A 21,862-nucleotide genomic window follows, 5' to 3' on the forward strand; every position below is an offset into this window, starting at 1 on the left:
ACTCAGTTTGTCTTTTTTCGTGTACTATAATACAATTATAGTAGCAAACTAACGTTCGTTATGTAAGTGAAAGGTGGGGTTACATGTCACTTCGATTTGTGATTGGTAGAGCGGGAAGTGGAAAAAGTACACTTTGTTTACGCGAAGTGCAAGAAGAGTTAAAACAGCGCCCGAGAGGGAAAACAATATTATATCTTGTGCCAGAACAGATGACATTCCAGACGCAGCAGGCGTTAATTGGAAGTGAGGATGTAAGAGGTTCTATTCGGGCACAAGTTTTTAGTTTTTCACGATTAGCGTGGAAGGTGCTGCAAGAAGTTGGCGGAGCGAGTCGTCTTCATATTGATGAAGCTGGTGTACATATGTTACTCCGTAAAATTGTAGAGTTTCGTAAAGATGGATTATCGGTGTTCCAAAAAGCAGCGGAGCAAAACGGTTTCTTTGAACATCTTGGCAGTATGATCGCGGAGTTTAAACGTTACAATGTAACGCCATCTAACGTATATGAAATGTGGCAACAATTAGATGCGCATAGTAGCAGTGCCGAACAAAAGTTACTAGCGAATAAAGTGTATGATTTACAGTTACTATACGATGATTTTGAACGTGCTTTAATTGGAAAATACTTAGATTCAGAAGACTACCTGCAATTGCTAGTGGAAAAGCTTCCGCAGTCTGAATATGTAAATGGTGCGGAAATTTATATAGATGGATTTCATTCATTCTCCCCGCAAGAGTTAGAGATTGTAAGACAGCTTATGATTTGCGGAGCGAAAGTTACGATCACGTTAACGATAGATGAAAAAACGTTAGCACAGCCAGTAAATGAACTCGATTTATTTTATGAAACGACGTTAACGTATGAAAAAATAAAACAAGTAGCGCGTGAAGAGAAAATACAAATTGAAAAAACAATTCCACTTATGGAACAGCCGCGTTTTCATTCTCCAGCATTAGCGCATTTAGAAGCTCATTATGAAGCGCGTCCGAATGAAAAATTTAACGGTGAAGCGAGTGTAACGATTAGTACAGCTGCGAATTTACGAGCGGAGGTAGAAGGTGTTGCTCGTGAAATTCGTAAACTTGTTGCGGACGAAAAATATCGTTACCGAGATATTGCAGTGCTTCTTCGTAATGGGGAAAGTTATTACGATGTGATGCGAACGTTATTTACAGATTACAATATCCCGCACTTCATCGATGAAAAGCGCCCGATGTCACACCACCCATTGGTAGAATGTATTCGTTCTGCACTCGAGATTATTAGTGGGAATTGGCGTTATGATGCGGTGTTCCGTTGCGTGAAAACAGAGCTTTTATATCCATTAGACGTAAGAAAAGAAGCGATGCGTGAAGAAATGGATGAATTTGAAAATTACTGTTTAGCGTACGGTGTACAAGGAAAGAGATGGACTGCTGAAGATCCATGGATGTATCGCCGTTATCGTTCTCTTGATGATACGAACGGGATGATTACAGACAGTGAACGTGAAATGGAAGAGAAAATAAATAGGCTACGTGACGTTGTAAGAACACCTGTTATTCGCATGCAAAAAAGGTTAAAGCGTGCAGGAACAGTTATGCAAATGTGTGAAGCAGTTTACTTGTTTTTAGAAGAACTGGATGTTCCGAAGAAACTAGAAGAATTACGTATACGTGCAGAAGAAAGTGGAGATTTCTTATTTGCGACAGATCATGAACAAGTATGGGAAGAAGTAATGAGCCTTCTTGATACATTTGTAGAGATGCTTGGGGAAGAGAAAATGTCTCTTTCTATGTTTACTGACGTTATGTCGACAGGTCTTGAGGCACTTCAATTTGCTAACATTCCGCCGTCATTAGACCAAGTGTTAATTGCTAATATTGATCACTCCAGGTTATCTGATGTGAGAGCAACGTTTATTATAGGTGTAAATGAGGGTGTCATTCCAGCAGCACCTATGGATGAAGGTATGCTTTCTGATGAGGAAAGAGAAGTTCTTGGTGCAGCAGGGATTGAATTAGCGCCAACGACGAGACAAACTTTGTTAGAAGAACAGTTCGTTATGTATCAAATGGTAACGAGAGCATCTGAGAAGTTATACATTTCATGCCCGCTTGCAGATGAAGAAGGAAAGACGTTACTTGCGTCTAGCTTTATTAAGAAAATAAAAAGAATGTTCCCTAATGTGAAAGATTCGTTTATTACGAATGATGTAAACGACTTATCACGCTCAGAACAAATTTCATATGTAGCAACGCCAGAAGTGACGTTATCTTACGTTATGCAGCAACTACAAACGTGGAAACGATACGGATTTGAAGGGAATTTAGATTTTTGGTGGGATGTATATAATTTCTACGTAACGTCAGATGAATGGAAACAAAAAAGTAGTCGCGTGCTATCAAGTTTATTTTACCGAAATCGTGCGCAGAAACTAAGTACAGCAGTAAGTAGAGATTTATACGGAGATACAATTAAAGGAAGCGTCTCTCGTATGGAACTATTTAATCGTTGTGCATACGCTCATTTCGCGCAGCATGGTTTGTCGCTTAGAGAGCGTGATATTTTCAAACTTGATGCGCCAGATATCGGCGAATTATTCCATGCGGCATTAAAGAAAATTGCGGACAAGTTATTGCGTGAAAACCGCACTTGGGCGGATTTATCAATAAAAGAATGTGAACATCTTTCTGTTTTAGTAATAGAAGAAATTGCACCGTTATTACAACGACAAATTTTATTAAGTTCAAATCGTCATTTCTATTTAAAACAAAAACTACAACAAATTATTTTCCGCACGTCAATCATTCTTCGTGAACATGCGAAGTCGAGCGGATTCGTACCAGTTGATTTAGAGGTGCCGTTCGGTATGGGTGGTACAGGGTCACTTCCGCCAATGGAATTCTCATTACCAAATGGTGTAAAGATGGAAGTAGTCGGTCGTATTGACCGTGTTGATAAGGCAGAAGATGAAAACGGGACGTTCTTACGTATTATTGATTATAAATCAAGTTCAAAAGCGTTAGATTTAACGGAAGTGTATTACGGATTAGCACTTCAAATGTTAACGTATTTAGATGTTGTTACTTCGAATGCACAGACGTGGATGAAAAAAGGCCACGCAGCATCACCAGCTGGTGTATTGTATTTCCATATTCATAACCCAATCGTTGAGATGAAAGGTGACGCATCTGAAGCTGAAATTGAAAAAGAAATTTTAAAGAAATTTAAAATGAAAGGACTCGTATTAGGAGATGCTGACGTTGTTCGTTTAATGGATAACAAACTTTCAACAGGAAGCTCAGATATTATTTCTGCTGGCCTGAAAAAAGACGGTAGCTTTAGTGCGCGTTCAAGTATTGCAAGTGAGCAAGAGTTTAACGTACTGCAAAAATATGTACACCATACGTTTGAAAATATTGGAAAAGATATTACAGAAGGTGTTATCGATATTGCTCCTTATAAAATGGGAAATAAAGCAGCATGTACGTTCTGTAACTTCAAATCTGTTTGTCAATTTGATGAGTCACTTGAAGATAATCAGTTCCGATCGTTAAAAGATATGAAAGATAGCGAAGCGATGGAGAAAATAAGAGAGGAGGTTGGCGGAGAATGATAGAAAATTGGCCTAAAAAACCAGAAGGTAGTCAATGGACAGATGACCAGTGGAAAGCTGTTGTAGCGAACGGACGTGATATTTTAGTTGCGGCTGCAGCTGGATCAGGTAAAACAGCAGTATTAGTTGAACGTATTATTAAAAAGATTATTAATGAAGAGAACCCAGTCGATGTCGACCGCCTGCTCGTTGTAACATTTACGAATGCAGCAGCGCAAGAGATGAAAAACCGAATCGGGGAAGCGTTAGAAAAGGTATTAATTGATGAACCAGGCTCTCAACACGTAAGAAAGCAGCTGAGCCTATTAAATAAAGCTTCCATTTCAACAATTCACTCATTCTGTTTACAAGTAATTAGAGGATATTACTACATGCTTGATGTTGATCCTCGTTTCCGTATTGCGAATCAAACAGAAAATGAATTGTTAAAAGAAGAAGTGCTAGATGACATATTAGAAGAAGAGTATGGCATCGAAGATAATACGATATTCTTTGAACTCGTTGATCGTTATACGAGTGACCGTAGTGATGATGACTTACAACGTATGATTTTAGCGCTTCATACAGAATCAAGAGCGCATCCAAATCCGGAAAAATGGCTTGATAAATTAGTAGAAGCATATGACGTAGAAGGAAAGACAATTGAGGATTTAGTATATGCTTCTTATTTATTAGAAGATGTGAAATTCCAGCTTGAAACAGCGGAACAGCATATTCGTAAGGCAACTGAACTCGCAATGCTTCCTGACGGTCCAGCGCCTCGCATTGAAACCCTGCAAGCAGATGTAGCTTTACTTGGAACGCTATCATCAGCTGCTCGTGAGTCGTGGACAAGATTGTATGAAGCGATGCAAAACGTATCGTGGCAAACGTTAAAGCGTATTAAGAAAAGTGATTACAATGAAGATGTTGTAAAACAAGTAGACTCTCTTCGTAATAAAGCGAAAGATGAAGTGAAGAAATTACAGGAAGAGTTATTTAGCCGCAAACCGGAAAGTTTCTTACGAGATTTTCAAGATATGCACCCAGTATTAGAAAAGCTTGTTCAACTTGTAAAAGTATTTACAGAGCGTTTCCAAGCGATGAAGCGAGATAAAGGAATGGTCGATTTTACAGATTTAGAGCATTTCTGTTTACAAATTTTAAGTGAACAAAGTGAAAATGGTGAAATGAATCCGTCAGCAGTGGCGCTCCAATATCGTAATAAATTTGCTGAAGTATTAGTCGATGAATATCAAGACACGAACTTTGTACAGGAATCCATTATTAAATTCGTAACGAAAGATTCTGAGAGTGAAGGAAACTTGTTCATGGTTGGTGACGTAAAGCAGTCGATTTATCGTTTCCGACTAGCCGAGCCAGGACTATTCCTAGGAAAATATAAACGCTTCACACAAGAAGGATTGGGCGGCGGAATGAAGATTGACTTAGCGAAAAACTTCCGTAGTCGTCATGAAGTACTAGCAGGTACGAACTTTATTTTTAAACAAATTATGGGCGAAGAAGTTGGGGAAATTGACTACGATGCTGACGCTGAACTAAAGCTAGGTGCTACCTATCCAGAAGGTGAAGATGTAGCAGCAGAATTACTATGTATTCAGCAAACGGAAGAAGAAGTAATGGATGGAGAAGAAGGTGCAGAAGTCGAAAAAGCACAGCTAGAAGCTCGTCTTATGGCGCAGCGTATTAAAGCGATGGTTGATTCAGGTTATGAAGTGTATGATCGTAAAACGGATAGTATGCGTCCTGTACAATACCGTGATTTCGTTATTTTACTCCGCTCGATGCCGTGGGCGCCGCAAATTATGGAAGAGTTAAAATTGCAAGGAATTCCAGTATATGCTGACCTTGCGACTGGTTATTTTGAAGCGACAGAAGTAAATATTATGATGAACGTATTCCGCGTTATTGATAATCCGATGCAAGATATTCCGCTTGCAGCTGTACTTCGTTCACCGATTGTGGGACTAAATGATGAAGACCTTGCGACGCTTCGTGCTCATGGGAAGAAAGGGTCATTTTATGAAGTAATGAGCTCGTTCTTAAAAGGAGCACCGCTTGAAGAAGAGCAAGAACTTCATGATAAATTAGAGTGGTTTTATAATTTACTTCAAGGATGGCGTGAATTTGCCCGTCAACAATCCCTTTCTGATTTAATTTGGAAAGTGTACGGTGAGACAGGTTATTACGACTTCGTTGGCGGTTTACCAGCAGGAAAGCAAAGGCAGGCAAACTTGCGCGTGCTATATGACCGTGCAAGACAATATGAAGCAACATCATTTAGAGGGTTATTCCGCTTCTTGCGTTTTATTGAACGTATTTTAGAACGCGGTGATGATATGGGTACGGCAAGAGCTCTTGGTGAACAAGAAGACGTCGTTCGCATTATGACGATTCATAAAAGTAAAGGGCTAGAGTTCCCGGTCGTATTTGTAGCTGGACTCGGTCGTCGTTTTAATACACAAGACTTAATGAAGCGTTTCTTACTGCATAAAGATTTCGGTTTCGGTTCACAATTTATCGATCCGCGTAAACGAATTAAATATACGACATTATCACAGCTTGCGATTAAGCGTAAAATGAAAATGGAATTAATTGCAGAAGAAATGCGCGTATTATACGTAGCGTTAACGCGTGCGAAAGAGAAGCTAATTTTAATCGGAACAGTTAAGGATGCAACTAAGGAAATGGAAAAATGGCTTGATGCGAGGGAACATAATGAATGGTTATTACCAGATCACATACGTGCCGGAGCGTCTTGTTATTTAGACTGGATTGCACCTTCATTATATAGACATCGTGATAGTGAAATGCTTCTTGAATTAGGACAAGGAAGCATTCCGGATGAAATTTACGGGTATGACACTAGCTGGAAAGTAGAAGTTGTGGACGGTAACACGCTACTTGCACCAGAGCCAGTTCAAGAAGAGAAACAAGAATTGTTAGAAGCGCTTCGTGAGAAAAAGGCTGTTCCCCTGCAAAGTAAACGGAAAGAAGAAGTGTACGACAGATTAATGTGGAAGTACGGATATGAGGATGCGACATCTCATCGTGCGAAGCAATCTGTTACAGAAATAAAGAGAAATTATCAATCTGAAGAAGGTAGCGATAACGCCTTTATTAAAAAACTACGTGCACCAATTAAAACACGTCCGCGCTTTATGGAGAAAAAAGGGTTAACGTACGCAGAGCGTGGAACAGCAGTCCATGCCGTTATGCAGCATGTAGATTTGAAGAAACCGATTACGGCCGAAACGCTACAAGAACAAATCGCAGGAATGGTAAATAAGGAATTATTAACATTCGAGCAGGCGGAAGAAATAGCAATTGAAAAAGTAATTTCATTCTTTGACAGTGACTTAGGTAAAAGGGTATTAGCGGCGAAAAGTGTTGAGCGTGAAGTACCATTTACGATGATGCTTGCAGCAGAAGAAGCATATCAAGATTGGCAAGGGAAGAGTGAAGAAACGATTCTTGTCCAAGGGGTTATCGACTGCATGATTGAAGAGGAAGATGGCATTACGTTAATCGACTTCAAAACAGATACGATTGAAGGGAAATTCCCAGGCGGATTCCAACAAGCAAAACCAATTTTAGAAGATCGATATAAAGTGCAACTTTCGTTATATGCAAAAGCACTCGAGAAAAGCTTACAACATCCTGTCAAAGAGAAATGTTTATATTTCTTTGATGGGAATCACGTTGTAAATATTGAAGGATAGACAACAGAAGGGGGCTATAAAAAATGACAACGTTAAAAACTTGTGAACAGGGACACGAGTACTATAAAAGTAGCGATTGTCCAACTTGCCCAACCTGTGAGAAAGAGAGAAAACCAAAAGAAGGTTTTCTCTCTCTTCTTTCAGCGCCAGCAAGAAGGGCATTAGAACACCATGGAATTCAAACTGTAGAAGAACTCTCAAAATATAGTGACAAAGAAATTTTAAAACTGCATGGTATGGGACCTGCGTCTTTGCCGAAGCTTAGACAAGCTTTGGAGGAGAGCGGATTATCATTTAAATAAAATGAAATAGTGCCTCTTCACTACTTACTTGTTTATACCACTATTTGTGAACAGTAAAGCTCTTGCTGATTAAAATTTCATTTTAATAATTTGAATTAGATAAAAGAAAAAAGTAGGAGAATATCTCCTACTTTTTTTACGCTGTTCCAATCTGATCTTGATCCGCCACATCAGAATCAAACGTATTTGTTGCACTAACACCGTTAAAAGTATTCACGACAAATCCAACATTAGAAGCTCCGGATCCATTATAAGCTTTCGTGTTTTCTTTCGGAGATACGTTATAAAAATCTCCTAAGTTGAAAGAGCCGTTACTGTTTTGAACGACGAGATTTCCTACAACCGAAGGCATACCATCCACCTACTTTACTAAGCTTTTTAATTACTATATGAATTATTGTGCGGAAGGTTCATCTGTAATATATTGGCGGATTTGCATAATACGAGAGTTATTAAAAACATAATCAACATTTCCAATTTGAAAGCAACCAGAATTTAAAAGTGTCCGTAATTCAACGTTATTAACTTCAATAAAAGGGCATTCATTTACAATATTTAAATTTACATCTGTCGTTCGTTTTGGAATTGTAATGTGTTCATCTGTAAAGATTTCAAAAGCATCAAAACGACCTTCTCCCCTTATATAACAAGGAATTTCACGGTGGACGGCAAGAGCTCTACTTTTTAATTCCATTTGGTTTGCATCTCCAACTTGCAATACGGCAGTAATTCCTAAAGAAATAATAGAAACATTTTGGACAATGGACACATGATGCAACATAATTTCTCAGTCTCCTTAACCTGGAGTAGGAGGGACATCTGTTACTAATGGTACAAATGGACCCTCTGTAACTGTTTCAAATGGTGTATCGAGAATAGAAGATAGAATGAGGAGATTTGCATCTCCAATTAAAAAGAGTGCGGACGACGATACACCGTTCATTTTAATCTGTCCGACTTTTAACTCACGGTTTACAACGTTAAGGTTCATACATACTTACTCCTTTCGGAAATTTCCCGGTATGTGCTGAATAAAGGAGAGAAAGGCTTTGTCAATATCTTGTTTCATTGCCTGAATAATGATATCTCGTAAATAATCTGGATCTGTTGAAATACCTTCATATGATTGCGCTTGTGATAAATAATAAGGGAGTCGATGCTCCATCTGTTTTTTTATGTCATCTACCATCATTTGTCGATACATTTCATCAAGCGGTGTTCTCTCTTCTTGTTCAAAATGGAGAATACGATTATATGCTTCTTCATCTAAGTATCGATGCATTTCTTGGAGGATACCTTGATAAAAGTCTGGGTTTGTTTCGGTTTCAGGGTTTACCTTCAATGTTTCTGTATCCACTTGAAAATCTTCAATTTGTTGTCCTTTTGCTGAAAATGGGTTTAAACCAATATTTAAAGTACCATTTAAATTTTCGACTTTTAATTGATCGAATTTGTATTCCACTTTTCCTACAGAAGAGGAGGGGCGATTTTTTAATTCGTTAAGCTCTTCTTGGAGTTGGCGCACTTGTTCTTCTAAATTTAGGATGGCTGCTTGTTGTGTTTGAAGAGCTTGTTGAAGTTGGTGTAAGTAAGTATATATATCTTGATTCATTTGTGAAACCTCCTTTTCAATAGGGAGGGTAAAAATATTCCTGCTATATATTTATGACAAGGATGTCTTAAGAAGAACTAGTTGATGGTTTGATAGAAATAATTTGTCCTTTTGCCTGTAATGGGCGAAGCGGCTCCGTAAATCCGCCCGTATTTGAAAATTTAGATAGGGCTTTAATACTTCCGGCAGTACCAATTTGGAACACAGAAGAGGTTGTAATACTATCAATTTTAATACTGTTGATGATGATACTTTGGTTTACATAAAAATTCAATGCAATTGCCTCCTTTAAGTTGAGCCAATTATCGCTTGATCGATTACATCTGAATCGTTGACAGTCGTTGCACTTTGATAATTGTAGACAGAAACATTATCTCCAACGTTGAAAGAGCCGGCCCCGGCGAAAGCACGTGAGTAACTAATAGGCCTAATCGCAAATACATCTCCAATATGAAAAATACCACTTGATCCAATATTGACGATACGAATATGTCCGACCATAGCTGGCATACAAAACACCCTTCGTTTTTAAAATTTTCTTTTCTACTATTGTATGGGCGTTTCCAATAAAATGTGTGTTTTTTTGAAATAAAAGAAACACACGCGTTATTGCGTGTGTGTGTTGAACGTTTGAGTAGGGTGTAAATCCGTATGTACATGACAAATTACATTTAAGAGCCTGTCCAGTTCTTGGCTACAATCCACTGTTCTTTGAGAAGTCATTCCATAGCGTTCAGCAAAATAGATCATTTTTTCACGTTTTTTTTCAATAGCTTGCTCAAACATTGAAATCGGCTCCATCTCTAAATGAAATTTTTAGTATATATGTAGTACATATTATACAAAAACTCCATAAAAAAGAAATACCTTCGCTAAAAAAAGTAAAATTTCTACATTTTATGCTAAATAATGAATAAGTAACGAATAAGTGCGAGAAGAATATTGTAAAAATTAGCGTGCATGAGAAGGTTTTTTTCTTGCGGATGCGAATACAATTAAAAGGTATGAGTTTTAGGATGGAGAGTGGAAATATTGCGTTTTGTAACGGCGAAGAAAGAAGAAAAGGTATTTGTAGGTATTGTGGATGAAGAAGAAGAAAAGGTATTACACTTAAGAGAAGCGCAAAGACAAAAAGGGGAAAAGGTTACAATCCCTATTACAATGTTAGAGTGTATTGAAAGAGGGACTGAATGCTTTGAGAAAGTATGTGAAATTGTAAATTGGGCAAAAGAGAACGGGGAAGCGGCGTATTATCCGTTAACAGAGGTGAAAATATTAGCGCCGATTCCAAGGCCAAGAAAGAATATTTTGTGCGTTGGAAAAAACTATCGTGAGCATGCGGTAGAAATGGGCGGAGTAGAGTCTATTCCAGAAAATATAATGATCTTTACGAAAGCACCAACAACAGTTATTGGCATAAATGAGCAAATTAATGGTCACCCTCACGCAACGGACGAACTAGATTACGAAGGAGAACTAGCTATCATTATTGGTAAGCGAGGGAAGCAAATTAAAAAAGAAAAAGCGCTTGAGCATGTTTTTGGTTATACGATTATAAATGATGTAACAGCTCGAGACATTCAAAGAAAACATAAACAGTTTTTCCTTGGGAAAAGCTTCGATACATTTTGTCCGATGGGACCGTATTTAATTCATAAATCGGTGGTTGAAACGCCGAATGCATTACACATTGAAACGGTAGTAAATGGAGAAGTAAGGCAAACTTCCAACACAAATAAAATGATTTTTTCAATAGAAGAAATTATTTCAACGATAAGCAAAGGAATGACTTTAGAACCAGGCGATATTATCGCAACAGGAACGCCGGCTGGTGTCGGAAAAGGTTTTACACCACCGAGGTTTTTACATGCTGGTGATGAAGTGGTCATTACAGTGGAAAGAATTGGTACTTTGCGAAATGTAGTGAAATGAGAAAAGAGCTATCTTGTATAAAGATAGCTCTTTTCTATGGTCTCGGATTATAGAGATAATCTATAACGGCAAAAGTGTAAAGACCAATTAATGCAAGTGTACAAATGCCAAATAATATAACCGCAAGTGCGCTTTTTTCTCGTCCAAAATGATGCTTTCAGTAGTGTGAGTGTAGTAGGAGTTGAGTAATGAAGCCATGTTGTGGAAAGTAGGAAACTAAAGAATGTAACTAAAATAAACGCTGTAGCTAAATAGTTAATATGTTTACCATATCTTAGTAGCATATCGCACCTCCTTTATGAATTTAAAATACAGAAAATTACAATTTTATCTTAATATAATTGAATATAAAAAGAAAGAGGTTGTCCCAACATGTTGGACAACCTCTCTATTATTACGATAATACAGCTTTAATTTTTTGGAATGCCCACTCTAAATCTTCTTCAGAGATTACTAGAGGTGGTGCGATACGAATTACGTTTTCGTGTGTTTCTTTACATAGTAGACCAGCTGCTTTTAGTTGTTCACAGTAAGGACGAGCTGGCTCGTTTAATTCGATACCGATGAATAAACCTTTACCGCGAACTTCAGTAATCATTGGGTTATCAATTTCTTTTAATTGCCCAACTAATTTTTCTCCTAATTGAAGAGAACGCTCTGTTAATTTTTCTTCTTCTAAAACTTCAAGAGCTGCGATAGAAACAGCACATGCAAGTGGGTTACCGCCGAATGTAGAACCATGAGAACCTGGCTCAAATACACCTAAAATGTCGCGGTTTGCTGCAACACAAGAAATCGGGAACACACCGCCACCAAGGGCTTTACCAAGTATGTACATGTCAGGAGTTACATCGTCCCAGTCACAAGCGAATACTTTACCAGTACGGCCTAAGCCTGTTTGGATTTCATCTGCTACGAATAAAACGTTTTCTTTTTTACATACTTCAAGAGCTTCTTTTAAGTAACCAGCTGGTGGGATGTTAATTCCTGCTTCACCTTGAATTGGCTCTAAAATGAATGCTGCTGTGTTTGGTGTAATTGCGGCTTTTAATGCTTCTAAATCACCGTAAGGAATTACAACGATGCCAGGAAGCATTGGACCAAATCCACGCTTGTACTCTTCATTTGAAGACATAGAAACAGAACCCATTGTACGTCCGTGGAAGTTATCTTCACAAACGATGATTTCAGCACGGTTTGCTTCTACTTTCTTCACATCATAAGCCCAGCGACGAACTGTTTTAATTGCAGTTTCAACAGCTTCAGCACCTGTATTCATTGGAAGTACCATTTCTTTATTAGTTAGTTTCGCAACTTTTTCGTACCAAGGACCTAATTGATCGCTATGGAAAGCACGAGAAGTTAACGTAACACGATTAGCTTGGTCAATTAAAGCGTTAATAATTTTCGGGTGACGATGACCTTGGTTTACTGCAGAATATGCACTTAATAAGTCCATATAGCGGTTTCCTTCAGGATCTTCTACCCAAACACCTTCTGCTTTAGAAATAACGATTGGAAGTGGGTGATAGTTATTTGCTCCATATGTGTCTGTAAGTTCGATAATATCCTTAGTTTGAATCATGATTGTTCCCCCTTTTGTTATTACAAGAAGTTTGTAAATACTCTAAATATTATAGCATTTAAATGTAAAAAAGCGAAACATTTCCTGAAAATAAATGAACATGTTATCATATAGAGTGAAAAAGTGTGAAAAGAGGAGGTAAGGGATACGATGGTACATATGCATATTACAGCATGGGCGTTAGGTTTAATTTTATTCTTCGTTGCGTATTCACTTTATTCAGCAGGAAGAAAAGGTAAAGGTGTACATATGGGGCTTCGTCTTATGTACATTATCATTATTGTGACAGGTTTCATGTTGTACATGGGGATTATGAAGACTGCAACAAGTAACATGCACATGTGGTATGGTTTAAAAATGATAGCTGGTATTTTAGTTATCGGTGGAATGGAAATGGTTCTTGTGAAAATGAGCAAGAACAAAGCAACAGGGGCAGTTTGGGGGCTATTTATTGTTGCATTAGTAGCAGTATTTTACCTTGGACTGAAATTACCGATTGGTTGGCAAGTATTCTAATAAAGAAAATAAAACCACCTTATAATCTCAAAGACTTGGGAGCTAAGGTGGTTTTTACTTTTTATGTCGCATCGATATGTAACTCTTCTCCATTTACTTTCGTAAAACGGAACATGTTTTTATTGGATGTAGTGTGACGGACGAAATGATGCTGTAGTGTACAGATCATCTCTTCGTTATCAAACAAAAGAATATTTACTCCTTCGCGTGACTCCTCTTTCGGTAAGAAAGATAAATAATTATGACAATACATGCAATCATATAAAGAGTAGTGAAGTGATTGCAATGATTCGGTTAATAATGTGAACACAGAGTCAGGTAATTCCTCGAGCCATTCATTATAGCTAAGAAGTAATTTTTTTCGAATACGTATCATTTCCCCGTTTTGCAGGTGGTGCTGTTCGTTGGCGATTTGTAATATATCTTGTTCATAGAAACGGGCTGGTAGCCAGTTGTTGTTATATAAAATCTCAAAACCATCTTCGGCAATATCTTCTAATAAAAATGCTTCATCATTTTCATCATCAAAGAATACCCATTCATTGTTTATATATTCTACATTACCGAATGTATGAGCGCGGGGCTGGTTATATAAAATATGGTTACGTTGTATCATACATGATTTCTCCTTTATAAAAAGTAGTTATTCCTGTTATAGACAGTTCGTGCATTCTTTATAACTAGACACATCTAGACATAGGTGGGCATACAATAAAACACGTTTTACTGAGTGAGAATGCTATTCCATATGTGGATAGTAGGTTATCGTCAAGTTTTCCATTTTTTGATCCGCACTCTTAGGGTGGGGATTACTGCACGTTCAAGAAAAGAAATAAGATGGAAGGATGATTTATATGTGCGGGATTACAGGATGGGTGGATTATAAACGCTCATTAGAAGGAGAAAGAGATGTCGTTACGAAGATGGCTGAGACGTTAGCCAAACGTGGGCCGGATGATAATAAAGTTTGGATTAAAGGCAATGTCGCATTTGGGCATAAACGTTTAATCGTTGTGGACCCTGAGGGCGGGAAACAACCGATGACTTGTTTAAAAGATGAAACGAATTACGCCATTTGCTATAACGGTGAACTTTATAACACAGAAGACATTCGAAAGGAATTATTAAGAAGAGGATATACGTTCAAAGGTCATTCTGATACAGAAGTATTATTAGCTTCTTATATTGAATGGAAAGAAGAATGTGTCGATCATTTAAACGGTATATATGCGTTTGCTGTATGGGATGAACAGAAAGAACAAGTATTTATTGCGCGAGATCGACTAGGTGTAAAACCGCTATTTTATAAATATGATAGTGGGCGATTACTATTTGGTTCAGAGTTAAAAGCGATACTGGCTCATCCAGATGTGAAGGCGGAAGTAACGTTAGAAGGGTTATCCGAAATATTCGGCCTCGGACCGTCAAGAACGCCTGGCCATGGTATTTATGCTGGTATAAAAGAATTACGTCCAGGTCATGCGATGACATTTTCAAAGAACGGTTTATGTATATGGAGATATTGGAATGTAGAAAGTAAAAAACATGAAGACTCTTTTGAAGAAACCGTAGAGAAAACGCGCTTTTTATTACAAGATGCCATTACAAGACAGCTTGTTTCTGATGTACCACTATGTACTTTTTTATCAGGTGGTGTAGATTCGAGCGCTATTACAGCTATCGCAGCGAAAGAATACGAGAGATCAGGAAAAGGGCAATTACACACGTATTCTATTGATTACGAAGATAATGACAAATACTTTAAAGCGAATGCGTTCCAGCCAAATTCAGATGCTCCGTTTATTAATTTAATGACTGAGACATTTCAAACAACCCATCATCGCTGCGTCATTTCGAATGAAAAATTAGCAGAGTATTTAACTGAAGCAGTACTCGTTCGTGATTTGCCTGGTATGGCAGATATCGATTCGTCATTATTATGGTTTTGTCGTGAAATTAAACAAGATTTTGTCGTCGGTTTATCTGGGGAATGTGCAGATGAAATATTTGGTGGATATCCGTGGTTTTATAGAGAAGATGATTTACAATCGAGTGCCTTTCCGTGGATGCGCTCTACAGAAGCACGTGAACAACTGCTAAAGAAAGAATGGAGAAATAAATTAAATTTACAACAATATGTGCAAAGGCGCTATGAAGAGTCGATTCAAGAAGTTCCTATTTTAGAGGGAGAAAGTCCGCTAGAAGCAAAAAGACGCCAATTATTTTATTTAAATATGGTATGGTTTATGACAACATTATTAGACAGAAAAGACCGCATGAGTATGGGGGCAAGTTTAGAAGTACGTGTTCCATTTGCAGATCATCGCCTTGTCGAATATGCGTGGAATATTCCTTGGGAAATGAAAATGTATAAAAACCGCGAAAAAGGTCTATTACGTAAAGCGTTAGAAGATGTACTTCCACATGACATCTTATATAGAAAGAAGAGTCCTTATCCGAAAACGCACAATCCACACTATACAAAAGCAGTAACAGTATGGCTTCAAAATCTATTAACGGATAAAGGTTCAATTTTACACGAATTGTTTGATAAAGAGCAGTTGAACGGATTAATTCAGTCTGGTGGCAGTGCATTTCAAACACCATGGTTTGGTCAATTGATGACTGGGCCACAGCTTTTAGCTCATTTAGCACAAATTCACGTTTGGTTTAAAGAATATGGGGTAAATATTAAGGAATAAGGGAAAAGCGGCTTACAATTATGTAAGTCGCTTTTTATTAAATAAATTTTCATATAAAATTCAAAATCACCTTATAAATAATACTTAATTAGAATTATTATTTTGACGTACTTATTATTGCTTGTTATAATTGGAAACAAACGTTCTGAAAAGGATTCTCATTTATAAAATTGAGGTGTTATATAGATGACAAAGAAAAAAATAGGTTTACTCGTAATGGCGTATGGAACACCAGAATCATTAGACGATGTAGAGGCATATTATACACATATCCGTCACGGGCGTAAGCTGTCAGAAGAAGCGCTTGAAGATTTAATTGAGCGCTATAAAGCGATTGGTGGAATTTCGCCGCTTGCAAAAATTACGAAAGAGCAGGCGCATAAATTAACAGATTCAATGAATAACATATTTACAGAGTATGAATTTACTTGTTACTTAGGTTTAAAACATACTGCGCCATTTATAGAAGATGCTGTAGAGGAAATGAAGCGAGATGGAATTGAGCAGGCGATTAGTATCGTATTAGCACCGCACTATTCTACATTTAGCATTAAAGCGTATAATGATCGTGCTATTCGTCTTTCAAAAGAAATCGGTGGTCCTGTTATTGAACCAATTGAACAATGGTATGATGAACCGAAATTTATTTCGTATTGGGCAGACAAAATAAAAGAAACGTTTACAGAAATTGATGATAAAGAGAAAGCAGTCGTAATTTTCTCAGCGCATAGTTTGCCAGAAAAGATTATTACAGCAGGAGACCCATATGTAGAACAACTAAAGTATACGGCAGATTTAATTGCAGAAGCTGCAAATATTCAAAACTATACAATCGGTTGGCAAAGTGCTGGGAATACTCCTGATTCATGGATTGGTCCAGATGTGCAAGATTTAACGAAAGATTTATATGCAGAGCATGGGTACGAATCTTTCGTATATTGCCCAGTTGGTTTTGTAGCGGAGCATTTAGAAGTTTTATATGACAACGATTATGAATGTAAAGTTGTAACTGATGAATTAAATGCCAAATATTTTAGACCAAGTATGCCGAATGCACAATCTGCATTTATCGACTGTTTGGCTGAAATTGTTTCAAAAAAAGTGAAGGAAATAGTTGACAAAGGTTTAGTTTTGAATAATAATTAGTTTATAATAATTTTAAATAAATAATAATTACTATGAAAGAAAGAGGAGGATCCCCCTAGATGAATCCAAATAATCGCTTAACAACAAACCAAGGTGCTCCAGTTGGAGATAACCAAAATTCTCGTACAGCTGGTCGTCGTGGACCAGTATTATTAGAAGACTATCATTTAGTAGAAAAACTTGCGCACTTTGATCGTGAACGTATTCCGGAGCGTGTTGTGCATGCACGTGGTGCAGGTGCTCACGGTGTATTCGTAACGAAAAATAGTATGAAGCAATATACGAAAGCGGCATTTTTACAAAATGAAGGAACTGAAACGCCTGTATTTGTTCGTTTTTCAACGGTTATTCATGGTCAAGGTTCTCCTGAAACAGCACGTGACCCACGTGGGTTCGCTGTTAAATTTTATACAGAAGAAGGAAACTACGATATCGTAGGTAATCATTTACCGGTTTTCTTCATTCGTGATGCAATTAAATTCCCTGATATGGTACATTCTTTAAAACCAGCACCTGATACGAATATTCAAACGCCAGATCGTTACTGGGATTTCATGACGTTAACTCCAGAATCTACACACATGATGACATGGGTATTTTCTGATTACGGTACACCAGCAAGTTATCGTGAAATGGAAGGTTTCGGCGTCCATTCATTTAAATGGATTAATGAAGAAGGTAAAATTGTTTATATTAAATACCACTGGAAACCACAGCAAGGTGTACGTAACTTAAATGCGAAAGAAGTGCAAGAAGTACAAGGGAAAGACTTCAATCATGCAACTCGTGACTTGTTCGACGCAATCGAAAAAGGAAATCACCCGAAATGGGATTTACACGTACAAGTTATGCAATTAGATGAAATGGACTCTTTAGACTTTGATCCATTAGATCCAACGAAAGTATGGCCAGAAGATCGCTTCCCATTAATGGAAGTAGGGACGATGACGTTAAATCGTAATCCGAAAAATTTCTTTGCAGAAGTAGAACAAGTAGCGTTCTCTCCAAGTGCAACTGTAAATGGTATTGAGCCATCGGAAGATAAATTATTACAAGGTCGTTTATTCTCTTACCCAGATACACAGCGTTATCGTCTTGGTGCAAATTACTTACAAATTCCTGTAAACTGCCCATACGCAGCTGTTCATAATCAACAACGTGATGGTGCGATGCAAGTAAATCAAAACCCATCTACAATCAACTACGAACCGAGCCGTCATGCAGAGAATCCGGTTGAAGACAAAGCTTACCGCGATTCAACTATGAAAGTAGAAGGCTATGTATCTCGTGAAAAAATCGAGAAACCAAATGACTTCAAACAAGCAGGTGAGCGTTACCGTTCATTCTCTAAAGAAGAGCAAGATAACTTAATTGCAAACTTAACAAATGATCTAAAAGACGTAAATGAACGCACAAAATTATTAGCTGTTTGTAACTTCTTCCGTGCAGATCAAGAATACGGTATGCGTTTAGCGCAGGCATTAAATGTTGATATTACGCAATATGTAGGAAATGCTCCGAAATAAATAGGAAAAGACGACCGGGTTTCGGTCGTCTTTTTTGTATAAAGTTATGTGGGGTATTTTGCTTGTAAATTATGTCGGAATTTGTTTGTAAATCGATATGTTGTGTCGAACCGTTGATATATTGAAAGAAACAATCGATATATTTGAAAAATCGTTGATATATCCAAAAAACCGTTAATATATTTCCAGTTATACTAGGTGGGGTATGTTGCCCGGTGCGCAAAAAAGAGATGCAATCTATTACTAATAGATTGCATCTCTTTTTTAGTTTGCTCGCTCTGCATGTTCATAAGCTTTCTCACCATGCATCGAAATATCAAGTCCCATATGTTCCTCGTGCTCATCTACCCGAACAGGGAGGAAGAAGTTAATAACTTTAATAATGGCATAAGTCATTATTATTGTGAATGCATATGTTGCTCCAATTGCTACCAGTTGTTTAAACAGTAAAGCGGCATTTCCGTAAAATAATCCGTTTGCACCATCTCCGTTTATGGTAGTGGTTGCAAATAGTCCTGTTGCAATACCGCCCCAAGTTCCTCCGATGCCGTGGCATCCAAAGGCATCAAGTGTATCGTCATACCCGAATTTTGTTTTTAAGAAGAAAACAGCGCCAAAGCATAATATACCACCAATTGCTCCGATAAGAAGAGCGGAGAAAGGTGTAACGAACCCGCAAGCTGGTGTAATAGCGACTAGACCAGAAACAACTCCGCAAGCAGCTCCCATCGCAGTCGGTTTTGATTGGAAGAACCATTCAGAAAGCATCCAAGTTAGAGCTGAGGCAGCAGCGGCTATATTTGTATTAATAAATGCAGTTAAAGCTACGTCGTTTAAGGATAATGCGCTGCCGACGTTAAAACCGAACCAGCCAAACCATAATAAGCCTGCGCCTAACATTGTAAATGGCAAATGGTGAGGAGAAGAACCATTTATGTTTTTTCGTTTTCCAAGGAAAATAGCTAATACAAGACCAGCAACTCCGGAAGTGATGTGAACGACGTTTCCGCCAGCGAAGTCTAGTGCCCCAAGTTCCCTTAGCCACCCGCCGACGCCCCATACCCAATGAGCGACAGGATTGTAAACGATCGTTGTCCATAGAAGGATAAAAATAAGAAAGGCAGAAAATCGCATTCTTTCAGCGAATGCACCTGAAATTAAAGCTGGAGTTAAAATGGCGAACATGAGTTGAAACATCATGAATAAATTGTGAGGAATAGTAGATGAGTAGTCTGGATTTGGTGCGTAGGTAACTCCGTTTAGACCGAACCAATCAAGTGTACCGATAATCCCGTGCCAATCTGGTCCGAATGATAAAGAATAGCCGATAACAATCCATTGAATCGAAACGATAGCCATTGCGCTATAACTATGCATCGTTGTACTGAGTACATTTTTGCTGCGAACCATACCTCCATAAAAAAGTGCCAATCCTGGTGTCATTAACATGACCATTACTGTCGTTACAAACATAAAAACCGTATCTCCCATATTCATGAGCTCTCCTCCTATAATGTTAGAAAAAATAACATCGTTTTGTTATGTTTCATATCATATTCGAAATTAAACTAAAAATCAACTAAAAATTCAGAAAATTATATAAATGATGTTAGGAAATCTAACATGTATTATTTTGTGAGGGTTGAAATCGACATATGCATTTCATCCGGAAAATTGGTATAATATTCTTGCAATTAAAAAACTTGGGGGATGCGTGTGGGAAAAATACGGACTAGGAAACTATTCATTTGTTTTTGCTTAGCTGTTGTTTTGTTTGTACCAATACATACTTTTGCAGACGAAAAAAGAGAGTGGCGAGACGAAGTTATCTATTCCATTATGATTGATCGCTTCAATAATGGAGAACCGAAAAATGACAAACAGTTAGAAGTTGGTAATTTAGAAGGGTATCAAGGCGGGGATATAAGAGGAATTATAAAAAGGTTGGATTACATAAAAGAAATGGGTTTTACTACCGTTATGCTTTCGCCACTTTTTGAAAGTGGAAAGTACGATGGATTAGACGTGCGAAATTTTAAAAAGGTAAATGAACATTTCGGGACAGAAAATGATGTGAAAGAACTTGTAAAAGAAGCTCAGGCAAAAGGAATGAAAGTTGTATTTCAATTTCCGCTTGGAGAAAACGAACAACAGGTAATTGACGCAATGAAATGGTGGATAAAAGAAGTTGATTTAGACGGAAGCTATGTTATACATAGTGAAAAAAAGCCGCGTTCCTTTTGGGATAACGCGCAAAAAGACATGCAAGTGATAAAGAAAGATTTTCGTATTATGACAAAGGAGGATAGCGAATACAACGAAAAAATAGTAGAATCGTTTTCCAAAGCGGATGTATCGGTGAAATCGTTATACGATGTGAGTAAAAAAGAAGGGGAATTTGTTACGTTTTTAGATGATCAAGAAACAAAAAGATATGCGCGTATTGCAAAAGAAAATATGTATTATCCGCCATCACGTTTAAAACTGGCGCTTACATATTTGTTAACATCACCTGGGATTCCGAATTTTTATTACGGAACTGAAATTGCATTAGATGGAGGAAGTGTACCCGATAATAGACGATTAATGGATTTTAAGTCAGACGAAAAATTTATGCAGCACATAACAAAACTAGGTGAACTTAGGCAGGCGAGACCGTCTTTACGACGCGGTACGTTTGAGCTTCTATATGATAAGAGCGGGATGAGCATACTAAAACGAAAATATAAAGATGAAGTAACCTTAGTAGCAATTAATAATACGAAAGAAACACAAAAAGTCTCCTTACCTGCAAGTGCAATTGGTGAAAAACAAGAGTTAAGAGGATTGTTGCAGGATGAAATTATAAGAGAGGAAAACGGAAAATTTTATCTCGTTTTAAAGCGTGAAGAATCAAACGTGTATAAAGTTAACAGAGAAACAGGTGTGAATTGGTTATTTATCTCCTTAATCGTTGGTGTGAATGTATTATTTATTGCGTTTTTAATTGCAGTTAAAAGGAAGCGTAGATGAGATGAGAAGTTACGCACTCTATGTTCATGTCTTCTTATTGGATTTGTAAGTTTGTTCGGTGGGGCCAGGTTAGGGAGAAAGTCTTCTTCCTAGCCTGTTTTTGTGTCAATACGGATAGAGAAAGACCTTTGAAACAAACAATAATTGCAACTATATTAATTTTACATTACATTAAAAGTTAGAGAATACTCTTATACTAATATAGTAC

At 37.6% G+C, this 21,862-nt stretch carries 19 protein-coding genes and 1 pseudogene; 9 read left to right on the forward strand and 11 right to left on the reverse strand.

Going from position 1 to position 21,862, the window contains the following annotated elements; genetic code table 11:
- Positions 1 to 83 precede the first annotated feature (83 nt).
- From addB to MHH27_RS06175, 3 genes are read left to right on the forward strand one after another with little or no spacing between them, the layout of a single operon-like run.
- A complete protein-coding gene (addB, locus tag MHH27_RS06165) occupies positions 84 to 3,599 on the forward strand; it encodes a helicase-exonuclease AddAB subunit AddB (RefSeq protein ID WP_340941944.1) in 3,516 nt (1,171 codons plus the stop codon).
- On the forward strand, positions 3,596 to 7,321 hold the full coding sequence (gene addA / locus MHH27_RS06170; RefSeq protein ID WP_090975799.1) for a helicase-exonuclease AddAB subunit AddA: 3,726 nt from the start codon (positions 3,596 to 3,598) through the stop codon (positions 7,319 to 7,321). The genes addB and addA overlap by 4 nt, the downstream gene beginning before the upstream one ends.
- 23 nt (positions 7,322 to 7,344) lie before the next feature.
- Positions 7,345 to 7,623 (forward strand): RNA polymerase alpha subunit C-terminal domain-containing protein, encoded by a 279-nt coding sequence (locus tag MHH27_RS06175; protein ID WP_090975801.1) that lies wholly within the window; start codon positions 7,345 to 7,347, stop codon positions 7,621 to 7,623.
- Between the two features lie 136 nt (positions 7,624 to 7,759).
- On the opposite strand, the gene gerPF is transcribed toward MHH27_RS06175, so the two are convergent.
- The 7 genes from gerPF to MHH27_RS06210 form a co-directional block, all read right to left on the reverse strand.
- On the reverse strand, positions 7,760 to 7,975 hold the full coding sequence (gene gerPF / locus MHH27_RS06180) for a spore germination protein GerPF (RefSeq protein WP_001141566.1): 216 nt from the start codon (positions 7,973 to 7,975) through the stop codon (positions 7,760 to 7,762).
- 42 nt (positions 7,976 to 8,017) lie between these two features.
- Positions 8,018 to 8,404 (reverse strand): spore germination protein GerPE, encoded by a 387-nt coding sequence (locus MHH27_RS06185; RefSeq protein WP_090975802.1) that lies wholly within the window; start codon positions 8,402 to 8,404, stop codon positions 8,018 to 8,020.
- Between the two features lie 15 nt (positions 8,405 to 8,419).
- Positions 8,420 to 8,614, reverse strand: coding sequence for a spore germination protein GerPD (gene gerPD / locus MHH27_RS06190; protein ID WP_001052807.1), 195 nt, complete (start codon positions 8,612 to 8,614; stop codon positions 8,420 to 8,422).
- 6 nt (positions 8,615 to 8,620) lie between these two features.
- Positions 8,621 to 9,235, reverse strand: coding sequence for a spore germination protein GerPC (gene gerPC / locus MHH27_RS06195; RefSeq protein WP_001070763.1), 615 nt, complete (start codon positions 9,233 to 9,235; stop codon positions 8,621 to 8,623).
- Positions 9,236 to 9,302: 67 nt separating this feature from the next.
- Positions 9,303 to 9,509, reverse strand: a complete 207-nt coding sequence (gene gerPB / locus MHH27_RS06200; RefSeq protein ID WP_001012508.1) for a spore germination protein GerPB — start codon at positions 9,507 to 9,509, stop codon at positions 9,303 to 9,305.
- A 14-nt stretch (positions 9,510 to 9,523) separates the two neighbouring features.
- A complete protein-coding gene (gerPA, locus tag MHH27_RS06205) occupies positions 9,524 to 9,745 on the reverse strand; it encodes a spore germination protein GerPA (protein WP_001111187.1) in 222 nt (73 codons plus the stop codon).
- A gap of 96 nt (positions 9,746 to 9,841) precedes the next feature.
- Complete coding sequence (locus MHH27_RS06210) at positions 9,842 to 10,021, reverse strand: aspartyl-phosphate phosphatase Spo0E family protein (RefSeq protein WP_000462857.1); 180 nt, start codon at positions 10,019 to 10,021, stop codon at positions 9,842 to 9,844.
- A 246-nt stretch (positions 10,022 to 10,267) separates the two neighbouring features.
- On the opposite strand from MHH27_RS06210, the gene MHH27_RS06215 reads away from it, so the two are divergent.
- Positions 10,268 to 11,167, forward strand: a complete 900-nt coding sequence (locus MHH27_RS06215; protein WP_064532885.1) for a fumarylacetoacetate hydrolase family protein — start codon at positions 10,268 to 10,270, stop codon at positions 11,165 to 11,167.
- A 34-nt stretch (positions 11,168 to 11,201) separates the two neighbouring features.
- On the opposite strand, the pseudogene MHH27_RS06220 reads toward MHH27_RS06215, so the two are convergent.
- Together MHH27_RS06220 and rocD are read right to left on the reverse strand one after the other, a co-directional pair.
- A pseudogene (locus MHH27_RS06220) lies at positions 11,202 to 11,451 on the reverse strand (hypothetical protein).
- A 110-nt stretch (positions 11,452 to 11,561) separates the two neighbouring features.
- Positions 11,562 to 12,752 carry an ornithine aminotransferase gene (gene rocD, locus MHH27_RS06225; protein ID WP_000616660.1) on the reverse strand — a complete coding sequence of 397 codons (1,191 nt, stop codon included), beginning with the start codon at positions 12,750 to 12,752 and terminating at the stop codon, positions 11,562 to 11,564.
- A 150-nt stretch (positions 12,753 to 12,902) separates the two neighbouring features.
- Here rocD and MHH27_RS06230 point away from each other — a divergent pair, with 150 nt between their 5' ends.
- Positions 12,903 to 13,268: a YisL family protein gene (locus MHH27_RS06230; RefSeq protein ID WP_000233490.1), complete on the forward strand. Its 366-nt coding sequence runs from the start codon at positions 12,903 to 12,905 to the stop codon at positions 13,266 to 13,268.
- A 61-nt stretch (positions 13,269 to 13,329) separates the two neighbouring features.
- Here the strand turns inward: MHH27_RS06230 and MHH27_RS06235 are convergent, their stop codons facing one another.
- On the reverse strand, positions 13,330 to 13,884 hold the full coding sequence (locus MHH27_RS06235; RefSeq protein ID WP_340941948.1) for a DUF2777 domain-containing protein: 555 nt from the start codon (positions 13,882 to 13,884) through the stop codon (positions 13,330 to 13,332).
- Between the two features lie 238 nt (positions 13,885 to 14,122).
- Here MHH27_RS06235 and asnB point away from each other — a divergent pair, with 238 nt between their 5' ends.
- The 3 genes from asnB (at position 14,123) to katB (ending at position 18,642) form a co-directional block, all read left to right on the forward strand.
- A complete protein-coding gene (asnB, locus tag MHH27_RS06240) occupies positions 14,123 to 15,970 on the forward strand; it encodes an asparagine synthase (glutamine-hydrolyzing) (RefSeq protein WP_000333991.1) in 1,848 nt (615 codons plus the stop codon).
- 186 nt (positions 15,971 to 16,156) lie between these two features.
- The gene (gene hemH, locus MHH27_RS06245; protein ID WP_340941950.1) at positions 16,157 to 17,116 is read left to right on the forward strand and encodes a ferrochelatase; all 960 of its coding nucleotides are present in this window, start codon (positions 16,157 to 16,159) and stop codon (positions 17,114 to 17,116) included.
- 59 nt (positions 17,117 to 17,175) lie between these two features.
- A complete protein-coding gene (gene katB / locus MHH27_RS06250) occupies positions 17,176 to 18,642 on the forward strand; it encodes a catalase KatB (protein WP_001069184.1) in 1,467 nt (488 codons plus the stop codon).
- 264 nt (positions 18,643 to 18,906) lie between these two features.
- Here the strand turns inward: katB and MHH27_RS06255 are convergent, their stop codons facing one another.
- A complete protein-coding gene (locus MHH27_RS06255) occupies positions 18,907 to 20,139 on the reverse strand; it encodes an ammonium transporter (protein WP_001055850.1) in 1,233 nt (410 codons plus the stop codon).
- 213 nt (positions 20,140 to 20,352) lie between these two features.
- Here MHH27_RS06255 and MHH27_RS06260 point away from each other — a divergent pair, with 213 nt between their 5' ends.
- Positions 20,353 to 21,654: an alpha-amylase family glycosyl hydrolase gene (locus tag MHH27_RS06260; RefSeq protein WP_078400954.1), complete on the forward strand. Its 1,302-nt coding sequence runs from the start codon at positions 20,353 to 20,355 to the stop codon at positions 21,652 to 21,654.
- Positions 21,655 to 21,862 lie beyond the last annotated feature (208 nt).

Origin of the sequence: Bacillus sp. FSL L8-0152, from assembly GCF_038006365.1 — a bacterium.
In the GTDB taxonomy this organism is placed as follows: domain Bacteria; phylum Bacillota; class Bacilli; order Bacillales; family Bacillaceae_G; genus Bacillus_A; species Bacillus_A cereus.